The organism is Colwellia demingiae (assembly GCF_007954275.1).
GTDB classification, from domain to species: domain Bacteria; phylum Pseudomonadota; class Gammaproteobacteria; order Enterobacterales; family Alteromonadaceae; genus Colwellia; species Colwellia demingiae.
The window spans coordinates 36,226-53,122 of record NZ_VOLT01000010.1; the positions used below are offsets into that span (position 1 = coordinate 36,226).

The window sequence follows — 16,897 nt, forward strand, 5'->3', positions numbered from 1 at the left end:
TTAATGAACATTACCCAACTGGCTTTTACTTACCGAAAAAGCGTATTTTTGATTATTGCAGTGTTACTTGTTAATGGCCTCTTTGCCTACTTCACTTTACCAGCCCAAGAAGATCCAACGATTACCATTAGTGAGGCGATTGTTAGTACTTCTTTTCCCGGTATGGCGCCCGATAGAATTGAGCAGTTAATCACTAAAAAACTAGAAGAAGAAATACGAAAGATACCGCAAGTAAAAGAGATAAAATCTAGCTCCGCAACTGGTATATCTATTATTCACGTTAAAATTTACGACCGTTATTTTAACCTTGATGATATTTGGCAAAACCTGCGTAATAAAGTAGCAGCAGCACATAATAAAATGCCCTCAGGTACCCATACTCCTTTTGTTAACGATGAGTTTGGTGATGTATCTGTTGTCACCTTAGCGCTAACCGCTGATGGTTTTGATTTGGGTGAGATGTATGATATTGCTCAACATATTCGCGATACTTTATATGGCGTCGAAGGTACTAAAAAAATTGAAATATTAGGCCGCCAAGAAGAACGTATTTTTTTAGAAGCATCAAATGCAAAACTTGCTCAGTTAGGTATTTCACCTCAATCGCTTATCAATGAATTACAAAAGCAAAATATTGTCCGCTCTGGCGGCGAAGTAAACACGGGTGCTATCAGTTTTATTGTTGAACCCTCAGGTAATTTCAATAGCTTAGCTGATATTGGTGATACCTATATCAGCATTCCTAATACTGAAGATTTTATCGCATTAAAAGATGTAGTGACTTTACGTCGTGATTTTATCGACCCACCCGATAAAACCGCTTACTTGAATGGTCAATCAGCGATATTTTTTGCAATTTCGATGTTGCCAGAAAACAATCTTTTAGAATACGCCCCGCGTGTATTAAACAAAATCAATGAAATCGAATCAAGTTTACCTATTGGTTATAACCTTGAAATTGCCACTTATCAGGCCGACCAAGTGGCAAAAACCATTAATGGTGTCTCTGTTAATGTACTGCAAACGTTGGCTATTGTATTAGTGGTTGTGATTCTATTTTTAGGTTTACGTACTGGTTTGATTGTTGGCGCTATTGTGCCTTTTGTTATGCTAACCACATTAAGCATAATGCAATTTAGTGACATGAAACTCGAACGAATGAGCTTAGCCACTCTTATTATCTCGCTCGGTTTATTGGTTGATAATGGCATTGTTATCGCTGAAGACTTCAAGCGTCGATTAGAAGATGGTGTAGATCGTTATAACGCCATGTTGCAAGGTAGCAAAGAGTTAGCAATTCCTTTACTAAGTTCATCTGTGACGACTGTTTTGTTTTTCTTACCACTTATGCTGGCTGAACATGTTGCTGGGGAATATACCCGCTCTATCTCACTGGTTATTCTAATTACCTTACTTACCAGTTGGATATTGGCTTTATGTGTTACCCCGCTACTGTGTTATTTCTTTATTACGCTACCTGCAAATAAAGAGTCTACCAGCGAAGAACCAGGTAAGTTTTACCGATATTATGAGACTTTCTTGCATTGGTTACTTAAACATAAAGCCCTGTTTATGACTGCGATGTTAGCGCTGTTCATCGGCTCAATACTTTCAATGAAATATGTCGCCAAACAATTTTTTCCTGATTCAGATCGTACCCAAATATTGGTAAATATCGATTTACCTAATGGCACTTCATCCACAGAAACCAATCGTCAGATGAAGGATATTTTCACTTGGTTAGACGATGATACACGTTTTGATTTTATTGAGAGTTACTCTGCTTATGTTGGCTTTAGTGGCCCAAGATTTGTAATGTCGCTTAACCCTGAAGACCCAGCTCAAAATAAGGGTTTCATGGTATTAAACGTTAAAGATAATACCGATATTAGTGCAACGGTATTAACACTTGATGAGCAAATAGAGCATGATTTCCCCAACGTTTCTGCCCGCGTTAAAAAAATGTTTTTAGGACCTTCTGATTCAAGTACCATTAAAATTCAAGTGAAAGGGCCAGATAAAGAAGTTATCTATAAAAAAGCACAACAGATAATGGCTGTTCTGCACGATGTGCCCAATACGATTGATATACGTACCGATTGGGAAAACCTGATCACTAAAATTGACGTGCAAATTGACCAGCATAGAGCCAAACGTTCAGGCCTTACTTCTGAAGAAATAGCTCAGGCACTCGATGCTTACTTCTCCGGTTCGAAAATTACTGAATTTCGAGAAGGTGATAATATTATCCCTGTTGTGCTGCGTGCAGAGCAAGAAGAACGACAAAGCTTAGATAGACTTAGAACCCTAAATATTTATTCCAACAAAACGGGGCAAACGGTGCCCTTGTTCCAAGTAGCTAACTTAGCACCTTATAATCAATTTTCTATTATTCACCATGAAGACCTCTTTCGTACCATCAGTATTCAAGCGAGAAATACTGATGTTGCCGCAGAAGACCTTAAGTTGATTATTGATGCAAAAATTCAAGCTTTAGCGGCTGATTTACCGATAAACCATCGCATTGAATATGATGGTGTGATTAAGGAGTCTCGTGCTGCTCAAAAAGCGTTAGGTGCTAGCATGCCAATAGTTTTAGGCTTGATATTAATCTTATTAGTGGCACAGTTTAATTCATTTAGACAGGCCGCAGTGATCACCTTAACTATCCCACTATCATTTATAGGTGCTGTATTAGGCTTATTTTTGATGCAAGCTCCTTTTGGCTTTATGGTAACCCTAGGGCTATATAGTTTAGCGGGTATTATAATTAATAACGCTATTGTGCTCATTGACCGCATTAAAATTGAAATAGCCTCAGGAAAGTCTGACTATCAAGCAGTGGTTGATGCGTGTCTAACACGGTTACGTCCAATAGCTATGACCACTATCACTACCGTAATGGGATTATTACCCTTAATCATTGGTAAAGACCCGTTGTTTTACGGTATGGCAAACGTTATTGCTTTTGGTCTCGGTATTGGCACCATTTTAACCTTAGCTGTGGTACCAGCACTGTATTGTGGTTTTTATAAAATCACTGATAATCAAGTAGAGTCTGTATAACTTAGCCTAATAACAAGCCCTCAGCTTGCTTTACCTATGACACAAAAAAGCCAATTTTCTCTGACGAGGAAGTTGGCTTTTTATTTAATGTCTGCCTCCGGTATATTAATCCCATTTATATCCGTTGCTTTACGCTAACTAACAGGGATACTCAATTAAGATAAACTTTGTTAAACTGCTGACATTATTTTACGCCATTCTTGCGCGTAAAGACTCAATATAAAGAAGATTAAATGACTGATACTACCTCTGTAAATTTTCCTCGAGCTGGCTTTAGACGCCGCTTCGGCTCATGGATTTATGATCTATTAATTATCATCGCTATATTTATGCTTTCAGGCTACGTATGCGTAGCGCTTTTTGTTGCTTTAGATGCAATGGAGTTAATTTCAATTGCCAGAAGTGGCTTTGGTATTGACTGGAATGCCACACATCTTGCTTATAAAGTTGCCTTTAATTTTTGGTGTGTTGCTTGGGTTTGTCTGTTTTTTATTTACTTTTGGTCTAAAAAAGGCCAAACATTAGGTATGAGAGCATGGCGTTTACGTTTACAAAACCATGATGGTTCACTACTTAGCAAAACAACGGCAATTAAACGTTTATTACCAACGTTATTGGGTTTAGGTAATATTTGGGTTATTTTTGATAGAAAAAACAAACTCAGTTTACAAGATAGAGTTACCAATACTGAAGTGGTGCTATTATCACTTGAAGCAAATAGAGGCCGCTTATAAACGCTACTTTATTGAGCTAAATGTATAGCTGTTAATAGTGCTACTCCTCAAGTGAATAGTGCCATTAACAGCGTGTGGTATATTTGGCTATTTACTACCCTTGTTAATATTAAGTCGTCTTAAAAATCTTAGAAAAAACTAAGCAGTTTTCTTCCCAATAAAATACCAAGCAATACCAACAAAGAACAAACTCGGCATCATAGCCCCAAGTATTGGTGGTAATTGATAGACCAAACTCAATGATCCTAATACTTCATTACTAATAAAAAATAGAATGCCCGTAAAGACGCCCATCATAATGCGCGCGCCCATCGACACTGAACGTAAAGGACCAAAAATAAAAGAAAGTGCCACTAAAAGCATTACCGCAACAGTTAATGGCTGCATTATTTTTCGCCAAAAAGCTAGCTTATAACGACTAGGATCTTGTTCATTCGCTTCTAAGTAATCTAAGTAATCAATCAAGCCTCTTAAAGAAAGTGACTCAGGGGTAACGGTTACTACGCCAAGCTTTTTCGGTGTTAGCGAGGAGTTCCAAATTTTTTGACTATGGCTTTTAATGATAATTTCTTTATCAGTTAAGGAAAACTCCTCAACATCAGTCAATAACCAGCTTTTATCTTGATAAATTGCACTTTTCGCCGAGAGCCAACTATCAATTTTTAATTCATCATTGAAGCCATAAATTTGTACTTTCTTTAATTGACCTCTGTCCAGCACTTCACCAATATTAACAAAGTAATCACCATCTTTAGCCCAAACACCATTTTTAGCGGCAATTAAACTTCCTCCTGAAATTGCTTGAGCGCGTATTTCACGCGCTTTCGCCTCACCACTTGGCGCCAACCATTCACCAATGGCCATACTAACGATAATCAATAAAACAGCCGTTTTCATCACCGACTTAATAATATCTAATCGCGATAAACCTGCGGCTTGCATTACAATGAGTTCACTATTACTTGCTAACATGCCGATACCAATTAAGCCGCCAATAAGTGCTGACATAGGGAAAAATACTTCCACATCGCGTGGCACGGCATAAAGCACATATAATGCGGCATGGGCTAGATCATAATTACCTCGACCTATAGCGCGCATTTGCTCAACAAACTTAATAATGCCACTGACACTAACAAAAACAGCCAAGGTAATAAAAGTAGTAGAGGCAATAACACGACCAATATAAAAATCAATAATGCGCATTAATCACCCTTAACTTGTTCAAAAAATCTCACCACACCACTCACACAGCTACCGACAAAAACAGCCAAGGTAATAAAAGTAGTAGAGGCACTATGATGAGTAAAGCGACCAATATAAAAATCAATAATGCGCATTAATTGCCCTTAACTTGTTCAATAAATCTAATGACAACACTCAAGCAGCTACCGATAAAAACAGCGAGTGTAATGAAAGTCGTTGAGGCACTATGATAAGTAAAGCGACCAATATAAAAATCAATAATGCGCATTAACTTTCTTTTCCTTCAGTCGTTTTTTTAATCGATTTTCGTTTGAAACTCGGTAATTTTGCTTTGATAATTCGCCCACTACTACGCTCTTTCATTAATAACATCATCCCAATAAACAAAGCACTGATATGTATGGGCCACAAGCCAACAACACTTGGAATGGCGTTCTTTTCAATAGCTGAGCGCATTGAAGTTAATAATAATAAATACCCTAAAAATAACATCAAGGCCGGCAGCATTTTGGCAAACTTACCCTGCCTTGGATTAACCACACTTAACGGCACGGCAATAAAAATTAGAATAATACAGGCTAAAGGAAAAGCGATACGCCATTGAATTGTAGCCCGGTACGCTGACTCTAGCTCTGGAGGCATATTGTTATACAACTCGAGCGTAGTTATCGCACTTAGTTTACGGTGTTGATGTTCTACTTCTTGGTCTTTAATTTGAATATAATACTTGGTAAACGCCACAGATTGGAATTCTTTACTCTCTATATCTCTATGGTAACGAATGCCATCACCAAGCACTAACTGCTGGGAGCCAGAATCATCTTCAAAAACCTTGCCTGTTTTTGCGTACACTAAACTTGAGTTAATAATGCTGGCATCAACATTGTCACCTTTAGGTAACTGAGCAACAAAGACTTTATTGAAACTATTGGTTTCTCGGTCTTTATCATGAATAAAAACTACCGCATCTTGATTTCCTGTTTGCTGGAAACGCCCAGAAACTAAGGCACTTAGACCCGAATCTGCCGCAAGTTCTTCTTTAACTTTATATTGATATTCGGAGGCTAACGGCGCTAGGTATAGAGTAAAAATTCCGGTAAAAATAGCCGTAATAATCGCGAGCACCAAAGTCACTCTCACCACATACCATTCACTAACACCACACGCGTGCAACACAGTCATTTCACTGTCTGCATAAATACGTCCATAGGCGAGTAAAACGCCTAGGAATAAGCTAAGGGGTAATATAAACCCCGCAAGATCTGGTATTTTCAAGGCAATGAAAGTCATTACCAATTGCCCCGGTATACTTCCTTCTGAAGCATCACCGAGTACACGGACAAATTTTTGACTGATAAAAATAGTCATTAACACAAAAAATACTGCTAATTGCGTTTTGGCGACTTCTTTTAATAAATAACGAAAAATGATCACAAAAAGATCCCGTATAAACTTAGTTTTTTTCTGACATAATGGCAATTATTGAGTAAACTTGTCGTTTTCATAAGTAAACTATATAGTCAGTGACTAACTCATATTGATGAGTGCGACTATAATTATAGCCCTTAGCGATATCAATTGAATAGACAAGAGTGCTATTTTTTACTTATTTTAGCAATATATGCAATATATTCTAAATAAACACCTTATTAAATTGTAAAAGGAAAAGTCATGGAGTTCAGTGTAAAAAGCGGCAGTCCAGAAAAACAACGTAGCGCTTGTATTGTTGTAGGTGTTTTTGAACCACGCAGACTTAGCGGTACAGCCGAACAGCTTGATGAAATCAGTGAAGGCTACATAAGCAACCTTTTACGCAAAGGCGATTTAGAAGGTAAATCAGGACAGATGTTATTATTACATCACGTGCCTAATATTTTAAGCGAGCGTGTTTTATTAGTAGGTTGCGGTAAAGAGAGAGAGCTTGATGAACGTCAATATCGTCAAATAATTACCAAAACAATTAACACCTTGAATGAAACAGGTTCTATGGAAGCCGTATGCTTCTTATCTGAGTTACATGTTAAAGGTCGTGATATTTACTGGAAAGTTCGCCAAGCTGTTGAAGCAGCACAAGATGTCTTATATAGTTTTGATAGTTTAAAAACTCGTAAAGCTGAGGCTCGTCGTCCTTTACGTAAAGTTGTTTTTAATGTGCCAACTCGCCGTGAACTGCCTATTGGTGAACGCGCCGTTAGTCATGCCTTAGCCATTTCTGAAGGTATTACTACCTGTAAGAATGTAGCTAACATGCCACCAAACATTTGTAATCCAGCTTATCTTGCTGAACAAGCCAAGATTCTTGAAAATGATTATGACAAAGTTACAACAACGATTGTTGACGAAAAAGAAATGGAAGAGCTTGGTATGGGTTCATACTTAGCTGTTGGTCGTGGTTCAGTAAATGAATCTTTAATGAGTATCATTAAATATGACGGTGCCGGTGATGATTCAAAGCCACTAGTATTAGTGGGTAAAGGTTTAACTTTTGACAGTGGTGGTATTTCATTAAAACCTGGCGCAGGCATGGATGAAATGAAATATGACATGGGTGGTGCCGCAGGTGTATTAGGTGCTATGCATGCTCTGGTCGAACTTAATTTACCTATTAATGTTATTGGCGTTTTAGCTGGTTGTGAAAACATGCCAAGCAGTAACGCATATCGCCCAGGTGATATATTAACAACTATGTCTGGTCAAACTGTTGAAGTACTTAATACTGATGCTGAAGGCCGTTTAGTTTTATGTGATGCACTTACCTATGTTGAACGTTTTAATCCTGAAGCGGTTATTGATGTAGCCACGTTAACTGGTGCTTGTGTCGTTGCTTTAGGCGCACATGCAACAGGCTTGCTAAGTAGTCATAATCCACTTGCTCATGAGTTATTAAATGCTTCAGAGCAAAGTGGTGACAGAGCATGGCGTATGCCGTTATGGGATGATTATCAAGATCAACTTGAAAGCCCATTTGCTGACTTTACCAATTTAGGTGGTAAAGAAGCAGGAACGATTACAGCAGCTTGTTTCTTATCGCGTTTCACCAAAAAATATAATTGGGCGCATTTAGATATTGCTGGTACAGCATGGCGCAGCGGTAAAAATAAAGGCGCAACGGGTCGTCCCGTAAGTATGTTAACGCAGTTTTTACTTAATCGTGCTGGTCAAGAACAAGGCGAGTAAACTGCTACAGTAGATTGATATATACCCGTTCCACTTGAAGATGCATGATTCAGCTGGAATTAGAAACGCCTTTAGGCAAGGCATTGATATTGAGAATGGTTGTTCCCTTCTCAATATCAATAACGCAGCATAAAGCGTTTCTAAACCAGCCCCTTGGAGAAGGCTGGGCAAATCATACTCTGCGTTACATTTCTTTTTAAGGGAATAACCCTTAATAAAAAAATGTGCCTTAATTATGAATCGCTCAGACTTCCTGAAACGAGCATCTTCAAGTGGAGCGGGTATAGTAGATTGATATAAAAAGATTAACCCCTAGTAGTTCTACTACTAGGGGTTAATGATTACAATAGGCCAATAAAATGCAAACCCAAGTAATGTTTTATCTACTTAAGGATGATGGAACAGACGAGACAGAAAAAGAGTCCCGCTCTGCGATTTATCATGCTTGTTTGCAAGCCAGTTATTTTTATCGACAGAATCAGCGTGTCTATATTTACGCACAAGACCAGCAACATGCTGAGCAAATTGATGAAATGCTTTGGGCATTTGATAGCGATAGTTTTGTACCACATAACCTAGTTGGTGAAGGTCCAAAGCAAGGCGCTATGGTGGAAATAGGTTATCAAGTACCACAAGGGCGTCGTCCTGTGCTTATTAACCTCAATAGTGCAGTGCCTAACTTTGCCAATCAATTTCAATTCATCGTTGATTTTGTACCCAGTGATGAAACACTTAAACAACAAGCGAGAGAACGCTTTAAAACTTGCCGTCAATGGGGTTTTCAAGTTGATAACCAAGCGGTAACTGTGTCAGAAGAAGCCATTAAATAGCGACTACTATTTATACAGGGCTAGCACAAAAACAAACAAGAAAATGAAGACGAACACAAAAAACTAATTCAATAAACGTTGCATTTTACTTTGCTGCATTTTTACTTTGTTGAACTTTTACTAGTGAAGCGTATAGATGACTTAACTGATAAAAAGTACTGAAGAACAGTGCCGTAACAAAACAACGAACAACTATTAAACCTATTACCGGATAAAATGATGGAAAAAACCTTTAACCCTACCGACATTGAACAGTCCCTTTATACTAGCTGGGAAGAGCAAGGTTACTTTAGCCCTACAGGTGAAGGTGACAGTTACAGCATTGCTATTCCACCACCGAATGTTACTGGTAGCTTACATATGGGTCATGCTTTTCAGCAAACCATCATGGATACGCTTATTCGTTACCAACGCATGCAAGGTAAAAATACCTTATGGCAAACAGGTTGTGACCATGCAGGTATAGCAACACAAATGGTTGTTGAACGAAAAATTGCTGCTGAAGAAGGTAAAACTCGACATGACTATGGTCGTGAAGGCTTTATCGATAAAATTTGGGAATGGAAAGAAGAGTCTGGCGGCACCATTGGTAAACAAATGCGTCGTTTAGGTAATTCTATCGATTGGACTCGTGAACGTTTTACGATGGATGATGGTATGTCTGAAGCGGTACAAGAAGTATTTGTACGCTTATTTGAAGACGATTTGATTTATCGTGGTAAACGCCTTGTAAACTGGGATCCAAAATTCCATACCGCTATTTCTGATTTAGAAGTAGAGAATAAAGACAAAAAAGGCCACATGTGGCATTTGCGTTATCCCTTAGCTAACGGTGCGAAAACAGCAGAAGGTCTTGATTATTTGGTTGTAGCGACAACACGACCGGAAACTATGCTTGGTGATACTGGCGTTGCAGTAAACCCAGAAGACCCTCGCTATAAAGACCTAATTGGCAAGCAAGTATTATTACCGTTAGTAAACCGATTAATTCCTATTGTTGGTGATGACCATGCCGATATGGACAAAGGCACGGGTTGTGTAAAAATCACCCCTGGCCATGACTTTAACGATAATGAAGTAGGTAAACGTCATCAATTACCACAAATCAACATTTTTGATAAAGACGCTGCAGTATTAGCCGCCGCTGAAATTTACGATACTAAAGGTGAAGCATGTAACGCGTACGATGCTGAATTACCCGCTGAGTTTGCTGGTATGGACCGATTTGTCGCTCGTAAAGCTATCGTCGCTAAATTTGACGAATTAGGTTTATTAGTTGAAGTAAAAGATCATGACTTAGTTGCACCCTATGGTGATAGATCTGGCGTGATCATTGAGCCCCTTCTTACTGACCAGTGGTATGTTCGTGTTGAAAAACTAGTAGGTCCTGCAGTTGACGCTGTAAAAGATGGTCAAATTGAATTTGTACCTAAGCAATATGAAAACATGTATTTCTCTTGGATGAACAACATTCAGGATTGGTGTATTTCACGCCAACTGTGGTGGGGACATCGCATCCCTGCTTGGTATGACGAAAACGGTAAAGTATATGTAGGTCGCACCGAAGAAGAAGTCCGTGCTAATAACCCTATTAGCGATGACATGAAGCTACGTCAAGATGATGATGTACTTGATACCTGGTTCTCATCTGCTCTTTGGACGTTCTCAACGTTAGGCTGGCCAAAAGAAACTGAAGATTTAAAAACCTTCCACCCTACTGATGTATTGGTGACAGGTTTTGATATCATTTTCTTCTGGGTTGCCCGCATGATTATGATGACGATGCACTTCAACAAAGATGAAAATGGTAAAGCACAAATACCTTTCAAGAAAATCTACATGACCGGCCTTATTCGTGATGAAAATGGCGACAAGATGAGTAAATCAAAAGGTAATGTGGTTGATCCATTAGACATGATTGATGGTATCTCTCTTGAAGACTTATTACAGAAACGAACGGGTAATATGATGCAGCCTAAGTTGGCTGCTAAAATTGAAAAGCTTACCAAAAAAGAATACCCAAATGGTATTGAAGCTCATGGTACTGATGCGCTTCGTTTTACTTTAACGTCTGTTGCAACAACTGGCCGTGATATTAGCTGGGACATGAAACGTCTTGAAGGGTACCGTAACTTTACCAATAAGTTATGGAATGCTAGCCGATACGTGATGATGAATACCGAAGAATTTGATTGCGGTAGCTCTTCATCTTTAGGAACAGCAGGCGAAATGGAATTATCACTTGCGGATCGTTGGATCATAGGTCAATTCGAGCAAACTGTAAAAACGGTTCATGAAGCCTTTGATACTTATCGTTTCGATCTTGCCTCACAAGCTTTGTATGAATTTACCTGGAACCAATTCTGTGATTGGTATTTAGAGCTTACTAAGCCAGTATTATTTAAAGGTAATGAAGCGCAACAACGTGGAACTCGCCATACCTTAGTAAACGTTCTAGAAGCTTTATTACGCTTGATGCACCCTATCATGCCGTTCATTACTGAAACCATTTGGCAGCGTGTGCAGCCATTAAGTGATTTTAGTAAAAATGGTGATTCAATTATGGTTCAAGCTTTCCCACAATTTAACGAAAGCAATTGTGACCAGCAAGCCATCGACGATTTAGAGTGGGTTAAACAGTTTATCATTGCCATTCGAAATATCCGTGGTGAAATGGATATATCGCCAAGTAAAGAATTGCCAGTATTGCTTAAGAATGTAAATGAAAACGATCAACGTCGTTTAAATGAAAATGAACAATTCTTAAGTTCACTAGCGAAACTTGAAAGCATTACCGTGTTAGCCGAAAATGAACAAGGTCCAGCGTCAGCATCGGCTGTAGTTGGCGATTTATCAGTGCTTATACCAATGGCAGGTTTAATTGATAAAGAAGCTGAACTGGCTCGTTTAGATAAAGCGATGGACAAGCTTGAAAAAGACGCAGCGAGAACACGTGGCAAGCTTAGCAATGACAATTTTGTTGGTAAAGCACCAGCAGCTGTTATTGATAAAGAAAAAGCGAAACTAGCGGAAGCTGAATCTGCATTGGTTAAAATGCAAGAGCAAAAAGATCAAATTGCTGCGCTTTAACCTAAAACAGATAAGCTAAAAGCCAAAAATGACGGCTAGTCCAAATAGCCGTCATTTTTTATTAATCATTTCCTCACATCTCCTCAAACCCCAGTTTATTGGACTATTAACACTACCATTGATAGTTACTCGTATTTAAACAAAGAAAATTTGAACTAATCTGTTTTTTTATAAAGCAAATTAAAAACAACTATGCTAGACTACTTTCGCGTTGAGTTCTTGCGTTGCAGATGAAGGTTTATACTGACTTTTGTTGTAGTTTTCTATCTGATGCACATAGTGTATTGATTATTCTACACAGGCAGATTTAGACAATGCAAACTATTGTTTGAAGCAATGATTGTGTCGAATATGGTTTGTTTCCTTCCTCTTCCTGTACTTTTTGGTAGAGGGCACTTACTCGGGTGAAAACGGTTTCTACCTATTTTGGGATAGAGCCACAATATTATTTTATGATTACAGGAAAATGTTAGTATGTCTGATACAGTTACTGGTAAAGTTAAATTTTTCAACGAAACTAAAGGTTTCGGTTTTATAGAGCAAGAAAATGGTCCTGACGTGTTTGTTCACTTCAGCGCTATCTCTGGAGACGGTTTCCGTACTCTAGCTGACGGTCAAGCAGTTACTTTTACTGTTAAACAAGGTCAAAAAGGCCCTGAAGCAGAAAACGTACTAGCTGTATAAGTTTAACTTATAAGCTAATCTAAAAAAACGAAGCATGAGTTTAACTCTTCCTTCGTTTTTTTGTGTCTGCAGTTTAAGAAAATAAAATACACTCATATCAAAAAAACCAACAACTTCAATTAACTATCAACTAGATCCCATCAACTAAACTTGTAACGACCTTTCCTTAATAATTCAATTACCCAAATAAAACCAGTTAAACAGAATACGAATGTTAATAAGGCAAAGAATATTATTTGACCATTATTAAACCCCCCAACGGACCCTTGACCTAGAAAAGGGTAATCCATGAAGTGCAGCATAAAGAAAAGATCAACAAAGCGTTTATCATCATTACTGTGCCCAATCAAACGACCTGAGCTAGCGTCGATATAAACACTCGTATTTAGAGCGTCTGAGAAATTTACCTGCCAAGCTATATTTCTTTCTTTGAGCATATCTGTAATAGGCGGCTTCACTTTTACTATACCACTTACACCCCCTTTGCCTTTATAACTTGCTTGAGCTAACTTACTTGCAACACCATCATCAATGATAAGCTTTTCTCCAGCGTAAGCATCTACGAGACTGTAATCACTTTTAAAATGACTGTATAAGCCTTCTTCATGGGTTAACAAGTAATAAGGTTTACCTAGTCGCTGTATTAAGGCTATCTCAGTTACCGGTTTACTACTTTTACTCATAATCAGTTCAAGGTTTACTAAACGGTCATGTTCAACTTTCTGGAAGGTGATGGCTTTTTTATTTTGATTACCACGTGCTTTTTCATGATCCATTAAATTAAAAAATAAACCTGTACTTAGCCAAATGAATAACTGAATAAAAACCAATAGAGATAGCCATTTGTGGAGTTTCTTAATTGTAGAAAACTTAATAAATGATTGTTTTAGAGCATTACGCTTTTTCATCTACAACCTCCTTATTCAAATCATTATCAACTTTACTGTTTCTTTTTTTCTGCTGGGGCATAAGACGAAAGTAAGTCAGCACTAAGCCAAATATACTGGCAATAAAAGCAAGAACAGTGAAGACAAGAAGTAACTTATTGTCTGCCTCTTCATCGATATAATCCATAACATGAAAAGCAAACATCCAATCAAAAATACGCCAGTAGCTATGACGCTTAGTTACCAATTGACCAGAGTTAGCACTTATATAAAAACTAGGGCTAGCAAAGTCATCAAAATCAATTCGCCATGCTGGTAAATGGCGACTACTTAATTCTCTTGGTGGATTAACGGTAATCAACTGAACATTGATTACCGTTGTTTTGGTATTTATGTAGTTGTCTTTAGCGATAGAAGTCGCGAGTTGTTCATTGATTGGCGATAGTTGCTGACCATCAAGCGCTGAAAGAAGCACTTTCTGATCGCCATCATTAAAACGATAAACGGTTTGATTTAGCAATAAACCAAGCTTAACATTTGATGCTTTATTATGGTCGTTCATTAACTCGCTAAAAGAATAACCTACTTGCTCTGGAGTTAGTCTTTGTTTGTTCTTGGCTACTAATGTATCACCATGAATATAATCAATATCCATTAGCACCATATAAGTCCCCGTTACCGACCACGTTAACAGTTGTAGACCAACAAATAACATCAGCCATTTATGATATTTTCTACTCTTTCTATGCAAAGACACTACAATGTTTCCTTTAAATTTCTGCTAACGCTTGTACTAACATGGCTTCAATTTGGGACATAATTGCTTGGTTCGTGGCAGCATCAAAACCACTTATACGTGGCGTATGAATATGCCCCGTAGGGATTGTTGAACCTAACTTATTACGCAAGGCAATACTGCGATAAGAGATCTCATTAGATAAATAACCTCCCCCGCCACCTTGCACCGCAATCTTATCAACAAGCTCAGATAAGTTATTGGCTGTAACATTTTTTGCTGTACCTGATTCGAGTATCGTTACCCCACGGTTATCATTAATTTTGTAGCGACCTTTCGCTTTCATCATCGCTTGATAAGGCAAACTAAAAAGAACAAATTCATCACCTATCAGCGGTGCTTCAAGTAAACTAGGTACTAAAGGGTTGTTTTTATTAGCGCCAGTATAAACATTGACGTTATCTGGTGCTGTAGCGCTGCGTCTTAAACCTGGAAAATGCTCTAAATCAAAGTCACTTCGACCCATTGAAATAGTCGCAATCAAATCAACGCTATTTAATGCATAATAAGGGGCTAACAAGCTTTCAACTTCACCGTGATCAAAATCAGCATAACGTACTGGTATCATGGCAGTATTTATTTCCGCCGTTATCTTTTTCCCGTTATTCATGTATTCGATAACAACACCATCGAGTAGTAACGCAGCTAAACCTGAAGGGTTAGATTGTTTAATGTTTCTATCAAGCAAAAATGGGTCAAAACCAGTTAGCAGAATACGCTTATCGGTAGCTTGCTTGTAAGTTAAATCATTGCGACCACGGGATGTGTTTTCAAAGGTTTCAACTAAAGCTGCCAATTCAGTTTGAGAATATTGAATTGGCGTAGTTTTTACAAATGAGATAATAGCTAACCTTGTCCAGTATAAGGGCCTATCATCAACAATCTGACCATTTTTCGCTTGTTCTTTACTGTATTGCCATAATTGATTACCAAGCAGTGATAACGATTGCTGCGCTAAAATAAAAGTATTATTTTGTGGCCAGTTCTTTTTAAACGCAGACCACTCAAAATGTGTATTTACTCCTGGCATGGCTTCTTGAGCTTTATTTACACGTTGCTCTTCAATGGTCAAGAGTGTCTTAGCATTGGAATATAAACTAGTTGAGCTGATAAAAAGGGAAAAAATCAATAATGCACGGTTGAACTTCATGGTGAGCCTTTAACAAATAGGTGAAGATATAAAACCATAATGCCAATGAAAAATATCGAAGTAAACTTCAAAAGCAAGAGCCTCACTTGAACATAACTAAAAATGGCGGTATATGTTTACAACATATACCGCCATTTTATTGTGTACTTAAACTCTAATGCTAGTCAGCAATGTACTCAACTACTTCTAGGCCAAAACCTGACAATGAGTGATATTTAGTTTGCGAACTTAATAAACGCATTTTACTCACACCTAAGTTTGCTAGGATTTGTGAGCCCACACCAACATTGCGAGATCCAATGTGACGATTAGTTTCTTTTACCGTTTCACCCGCATCAATCTTGGCATATTTTTCTACCAAGTTAATTAATTCATTTGGTGACTCATGCTTACCGAGTAAAACAAGTACACCACCTTCTTTAGCAATTTTTTCTAATGCATTAGCCATTGGCCAAGTCGAAATACTTTCACGTTGACTGAATAATAAATCTCTAAAAGTATTTTCTAAATGTACACGTACAAAAGTAGGTTCATCAGCTTTAATTTCGCCTTTAGTTAAAGCAAAGTGCGCTTGACCGTCAATGGTGTCTTTAAACACGGTTAAATCAAATTCACCAAAAGCGGTAGGAAGTTTACACTGAGAAACTCGCTCAATGGTTGTTTCAGTAGCATTTCTAAATTCAATTAAATCAGCAATGGTGCCCATTTTTATATCGTGTTTTTGTGCAATGATTTCTAAGTCAGAGCGACGCGCCATCGTGCCATCTTCATTTAAAATCTCGACAATAACAGCAGCTGATTCAAAACCCGCCATACGTGCTAAGTCAACACTCGCTTCAGTATGACCTGCGCGATTTAACACACCACCATCTTTAGCGATTAGCGGGAAAATATGACCTGGTTGAACGATACTAAGATGAGTCGCTTCTTTATTTGCCGCAGCAAGAACAGTCGTTGCACGATCAGCAGCAGATATACCTGTAGTTACACCGGTAGCAGCTTCAATTGACACGGTAAAGTTGGTACTAAACTGTGCCTCATTTTTATCTACCATTAAGGGCAGCTTCAATGTTTCACACTTTTCACGGCTCATTGGCATACAAATTAAGCCGCGGCCATGAGTTGCCATAAAGTTAATGGCTGCAGGAGTCACTTTTTCAGCGGCCATAATGAAGTCGCCTTCATTTTCTCTGTCTTCATCATCCATTAAAATAACCATCTTACCTAATGCGATGTCTGCGATGATTTCTTGTGGGGTATTTAAATTCATTTCGGCC

Annotated in this window: 14 protein-coding genes; 6 read left to right on the forward strand and 8 right to left on the reverse strand. The window is 38.2% G+C overall.

The annotated features are described in order from the left end of the window. Positions 1 to 3: 3 nt before the first annotated feature. Positions 4 to 3,066 (forward strand): efflux RND transporter permease subunit, encoded by a 3,063-nt coding sequence (locus ESZ36_RS17205; protein WP_146790162.1) that lies wholly within the window; start codon positions 4 to 6, stop codon positions 3,064 to 3,066. A 233-nt stretch (positions 3,067 to 3,299) separates the two neighbouring features. Continuing rightward, on the forward strand, positions 3,300 to 3,800 hold the full coding sequence (locus ESZ36_RS17210; RefSeq protein ID WP_146790164.1) for an RDD family protein: 501 nt from the start codon (positions 3,300 to 3,302) through the stop codon (positions 3,798 to 3,800). A 138-nt stretch (positions 3,801 to 3,938) separates the two neighbouring features. On the opposite strand, the gene lptG is transcribed toward ESZ36_RS17210, so the two are convergent. Genes lptG through lptF form a run of 4 tightly spaced genes read right to left on the reverse strand, consistent with a single transcriptional unit; the run spans position 3,939 to position 6,440 of the window. Further along, positions 3,939 to 5,006: an LPS export ABC transporter permease LptG gene (lptG, locus tag ESZ36_RS17215; RefSeq protein WP_146790166.1), complete on the reverse strand. Its 1,068-nt coding sequence runs from the start codon at positions 5,004 to 5,006 to the stop codon at positions 3,939 to 3,941. After that, positions 5,006 to 5,140, reverse strand: a complete 135-nt coding sequence (locus ESZ36_RS23090; protein WP_281285050.1) for a hypothetical protein — start codon at positions 5,138 to 5,140, stop codon at positions 5,006 to 5,008. The genes lptG and ESZ36_RS23090 overlap by 1 nt, the downstream gene beginning before the upstream one ends. Then, positions 5,140 to 5,274 (reverse strand): hypothetical protein, encoded by a 135-nt coding sequence (locus ESZ36_RS23095; RefSeq protein WP_281285051.1) that lies wholly within the window; start codon positions 5,272 to 5,274, stop codon positions 5,140 to 5,142. The genes ESZ36_RS23090 and ESZ36_RS23095 overlap by 1 nt, the downstream gene beginning before the upstream one ends. Further along, positions 5,274 to 6,440, reverse strand: coding sequence for an LPS export ABC transporter permease LptF (gene lptF, locus ESZ36_RS17220; protein ID WP_146790168.1), 1,167 nt, complete (start codon positions 6,438 to 6,440; stop codon positions 5,274 to 5,276). Before lptF ends, ESZ36_RS23095 begins: the two co-directional genes overlap by 1 nt. A gap of 237 nt (positions 6,441 to 6,677) precedes the next feature. Between lptF and pepA the strand changes: the two genes are divergently transcribed. The 4 genes from pepA (at position 6,678) to ESZ36_RS17240 (ending at position 12,787) form a co-directional block, all read left to right on the forward strand. Next, positions 6,678 to 8,183 (forward strand): leucyl aminopeptidase, encoded by a 1,506-nt coding sequence (pepA, locus tag ESZ36_RS17225; protein WP_146790170.1) that lies wholly within the window; start codon positions 6,678 to 6,680, stop codon positions 8,181 to 8,183. A 359-nt stretch (positions 8,184 to 8,542) separates the two neighbouring features. Next, positions 8,543 to 9,013, forward strand: coding sequence for a DNA polymerase III subunit chi (locus ESZ36_RS17230; RefSeq protein WP_146790172.1), 471 nt, complete (start codon positions 8,543 to 8,545; stop codon positions 9,011 to 9,013). 219 nt (positions 9,014 to 9,232) lie between these two features. Continuing rightward, positions 9,233 to 12,103, forward strand: coding sequence for a valine--tRNA ligase (locus ESZ36_RS17235; protein ID WP_146790389.1), 2,871 nt, complete (start codon positions 9,233 to 9,235; stop codon positions 12,101 to 12,103). Between the two features lie 474 nt (positions 12,104 to 12,577). Next, on the forward strand, positions 12,578 to 12,787 hold the full coding sequence (locus ESZ36_RS17240) for a cold-shock protein (protein ID WP_011041587.1): 210 nt from the start codon (positions 12,578 to 12,580) through the stop codon (positions 12,785 to 12,787). A 140-nt stretch (positions 12,788 to 12,927) separates the two neighbouring features. Here ESZ36_RS17240 and ESZ36_RS17245 read toward each other — a convergent pair whose 3' ends face one another. The 4 genes from ESZ36_RS17245 to ribB all read right to left on the reverse strand — a co-directional run bounded on the left by ESZ36_RS17245 (position 12,928) and on the right by ribB (position 16,890). Then, entirely contained in the window at positions 12,928 to 13,695 is a 768-nt protein-coding gene (locus tag ESZ36_RS17245; RefSeq protein ID WP_146790174.1) for a hypothetical protein, read from the reverse strand. Then, positions 13,682 to 14,431, reverse strand: coding sequence for a PepSY domain-containing protein (locus ESZ36_RS17250; RefSeq protein WP_146790176.1), 750 nt, complete (start codon positions 14,429 to 14,431; stop codon positions 13,682 to 13,684). The genes ESZ36_RS17245 and ESZ36_RS17250 overlap by 14 nt, the downstream gene beginning before the upstream one ends. A 13-nt stretch (positions 14,432 to 14,444) precedes the next feature. Beyond that, positions 14,445 to 15,620 carry a hypothetical protein gene (locus ESZ36_RS17255; protein WP_146790178.1) on the reverse strand — a complete coding sequence of 392 codons (1,176 nt, stop codon included), beginning with the start codon at positions 15,618 to 15,620 and terminating at the stop codon, positions 14,445 to 14,447. Positions 15,621 to 15,780: 160 nt separating this feature from the next. Then, positions 15,781 to 16,890, reverse strand: a complete 1,110-nt coding sequence (ribB, locus tag ESZ36_RS17260; RefSeq protein ID WP_146790180.1) for a 3,4-dihydroxy-2-butanone-4-phosphate synthase — start codon at positions 16,888 to 16,890, stop codon at positions 15,781 to 15,783. Positions 16,891 to 16,897: the final 7 nt, after the last annotated feature.

Coding starts and splice junctions, on each gene's coding strand:
- ESZ36_RS23090 (WP_281285050.1), bottom strand. CDS start 5,140: ATGCGCATTATTGATTTTTATATTGGTCGCTTTACTCATCATAGTGCC.
- ESZ36_RS17235 (WP_146790389.1), top strand. CDS start 9,233: ATGGAAAAAACCTTTAACCCTACCGACATTGAACAGTCCCTTTATACT.
- ESZ36_RS17205 (WP_146790162.1), top strand. CDS start 4: ATGAACATTACCCAACTGGCTTTTACTTACCGAAAAAGCGTATTTTTG.
- ESZ36_RS17210 (WP_146790164.1), top strand. CDS start 3,300: ATGACTGATACTACCTCTGTAAATTTTCCTCGAGCTGGCTTTAGACGC.
- lptG (WP_146790166.1), bottom strand. CDS start 5,006: ATGCGCATTATTGATTTTTATATTGGTCGTGTTATTGCCTCTACTACT.
- ribB (WP_146790180.1), bottom strand. CDS start 16,890: ATGAATTTAAATACCCCACAAGAAATCATCGCAGACATCGCATTAGGT.
- ESZ36_RS17240 (WP_011041587.1), top strand. CDS start 12,578: ATGTCTGATACAGTTACTGGTAAAGTTAAATTTTTCAACGAAACTAAA.
- ESZ36_RS17245 (WP_146790174.1), bottom strand. CDS start 13,695: ATGAAAAAGCGTAATGCTCTAAAACAATCATTTATTAAGTTTTCTACA.
- pepA (WP_146790170.1), top strand. CDS start 6,678: ATGGAGTTCAGTGTAAAAAGCGGCAGTCCAGAAAAACAACGTAGCGCT.
- ESZ36_RS17230 (WP_146790172.1), top strand. CDS start 8,543: ATGCAAACCCAAGTAATGTTTTATCTACTTAAGGATGATGGAACAGAC.
- ESZ36_RS23095 (WP_281285051.1), bottom strand. CDS start 5,274: ATGCGCATTATTGATTTTTATATTGGTCGCTTTACTTATCATAGTGCC.
- ESZ36_RS17255 (WP_146790178.1), bottom strand. CDS start 15,620: ATGAAGTTCAACCGTGCATTATTGATTTTTTCCCTTTTTATCAGCTCA.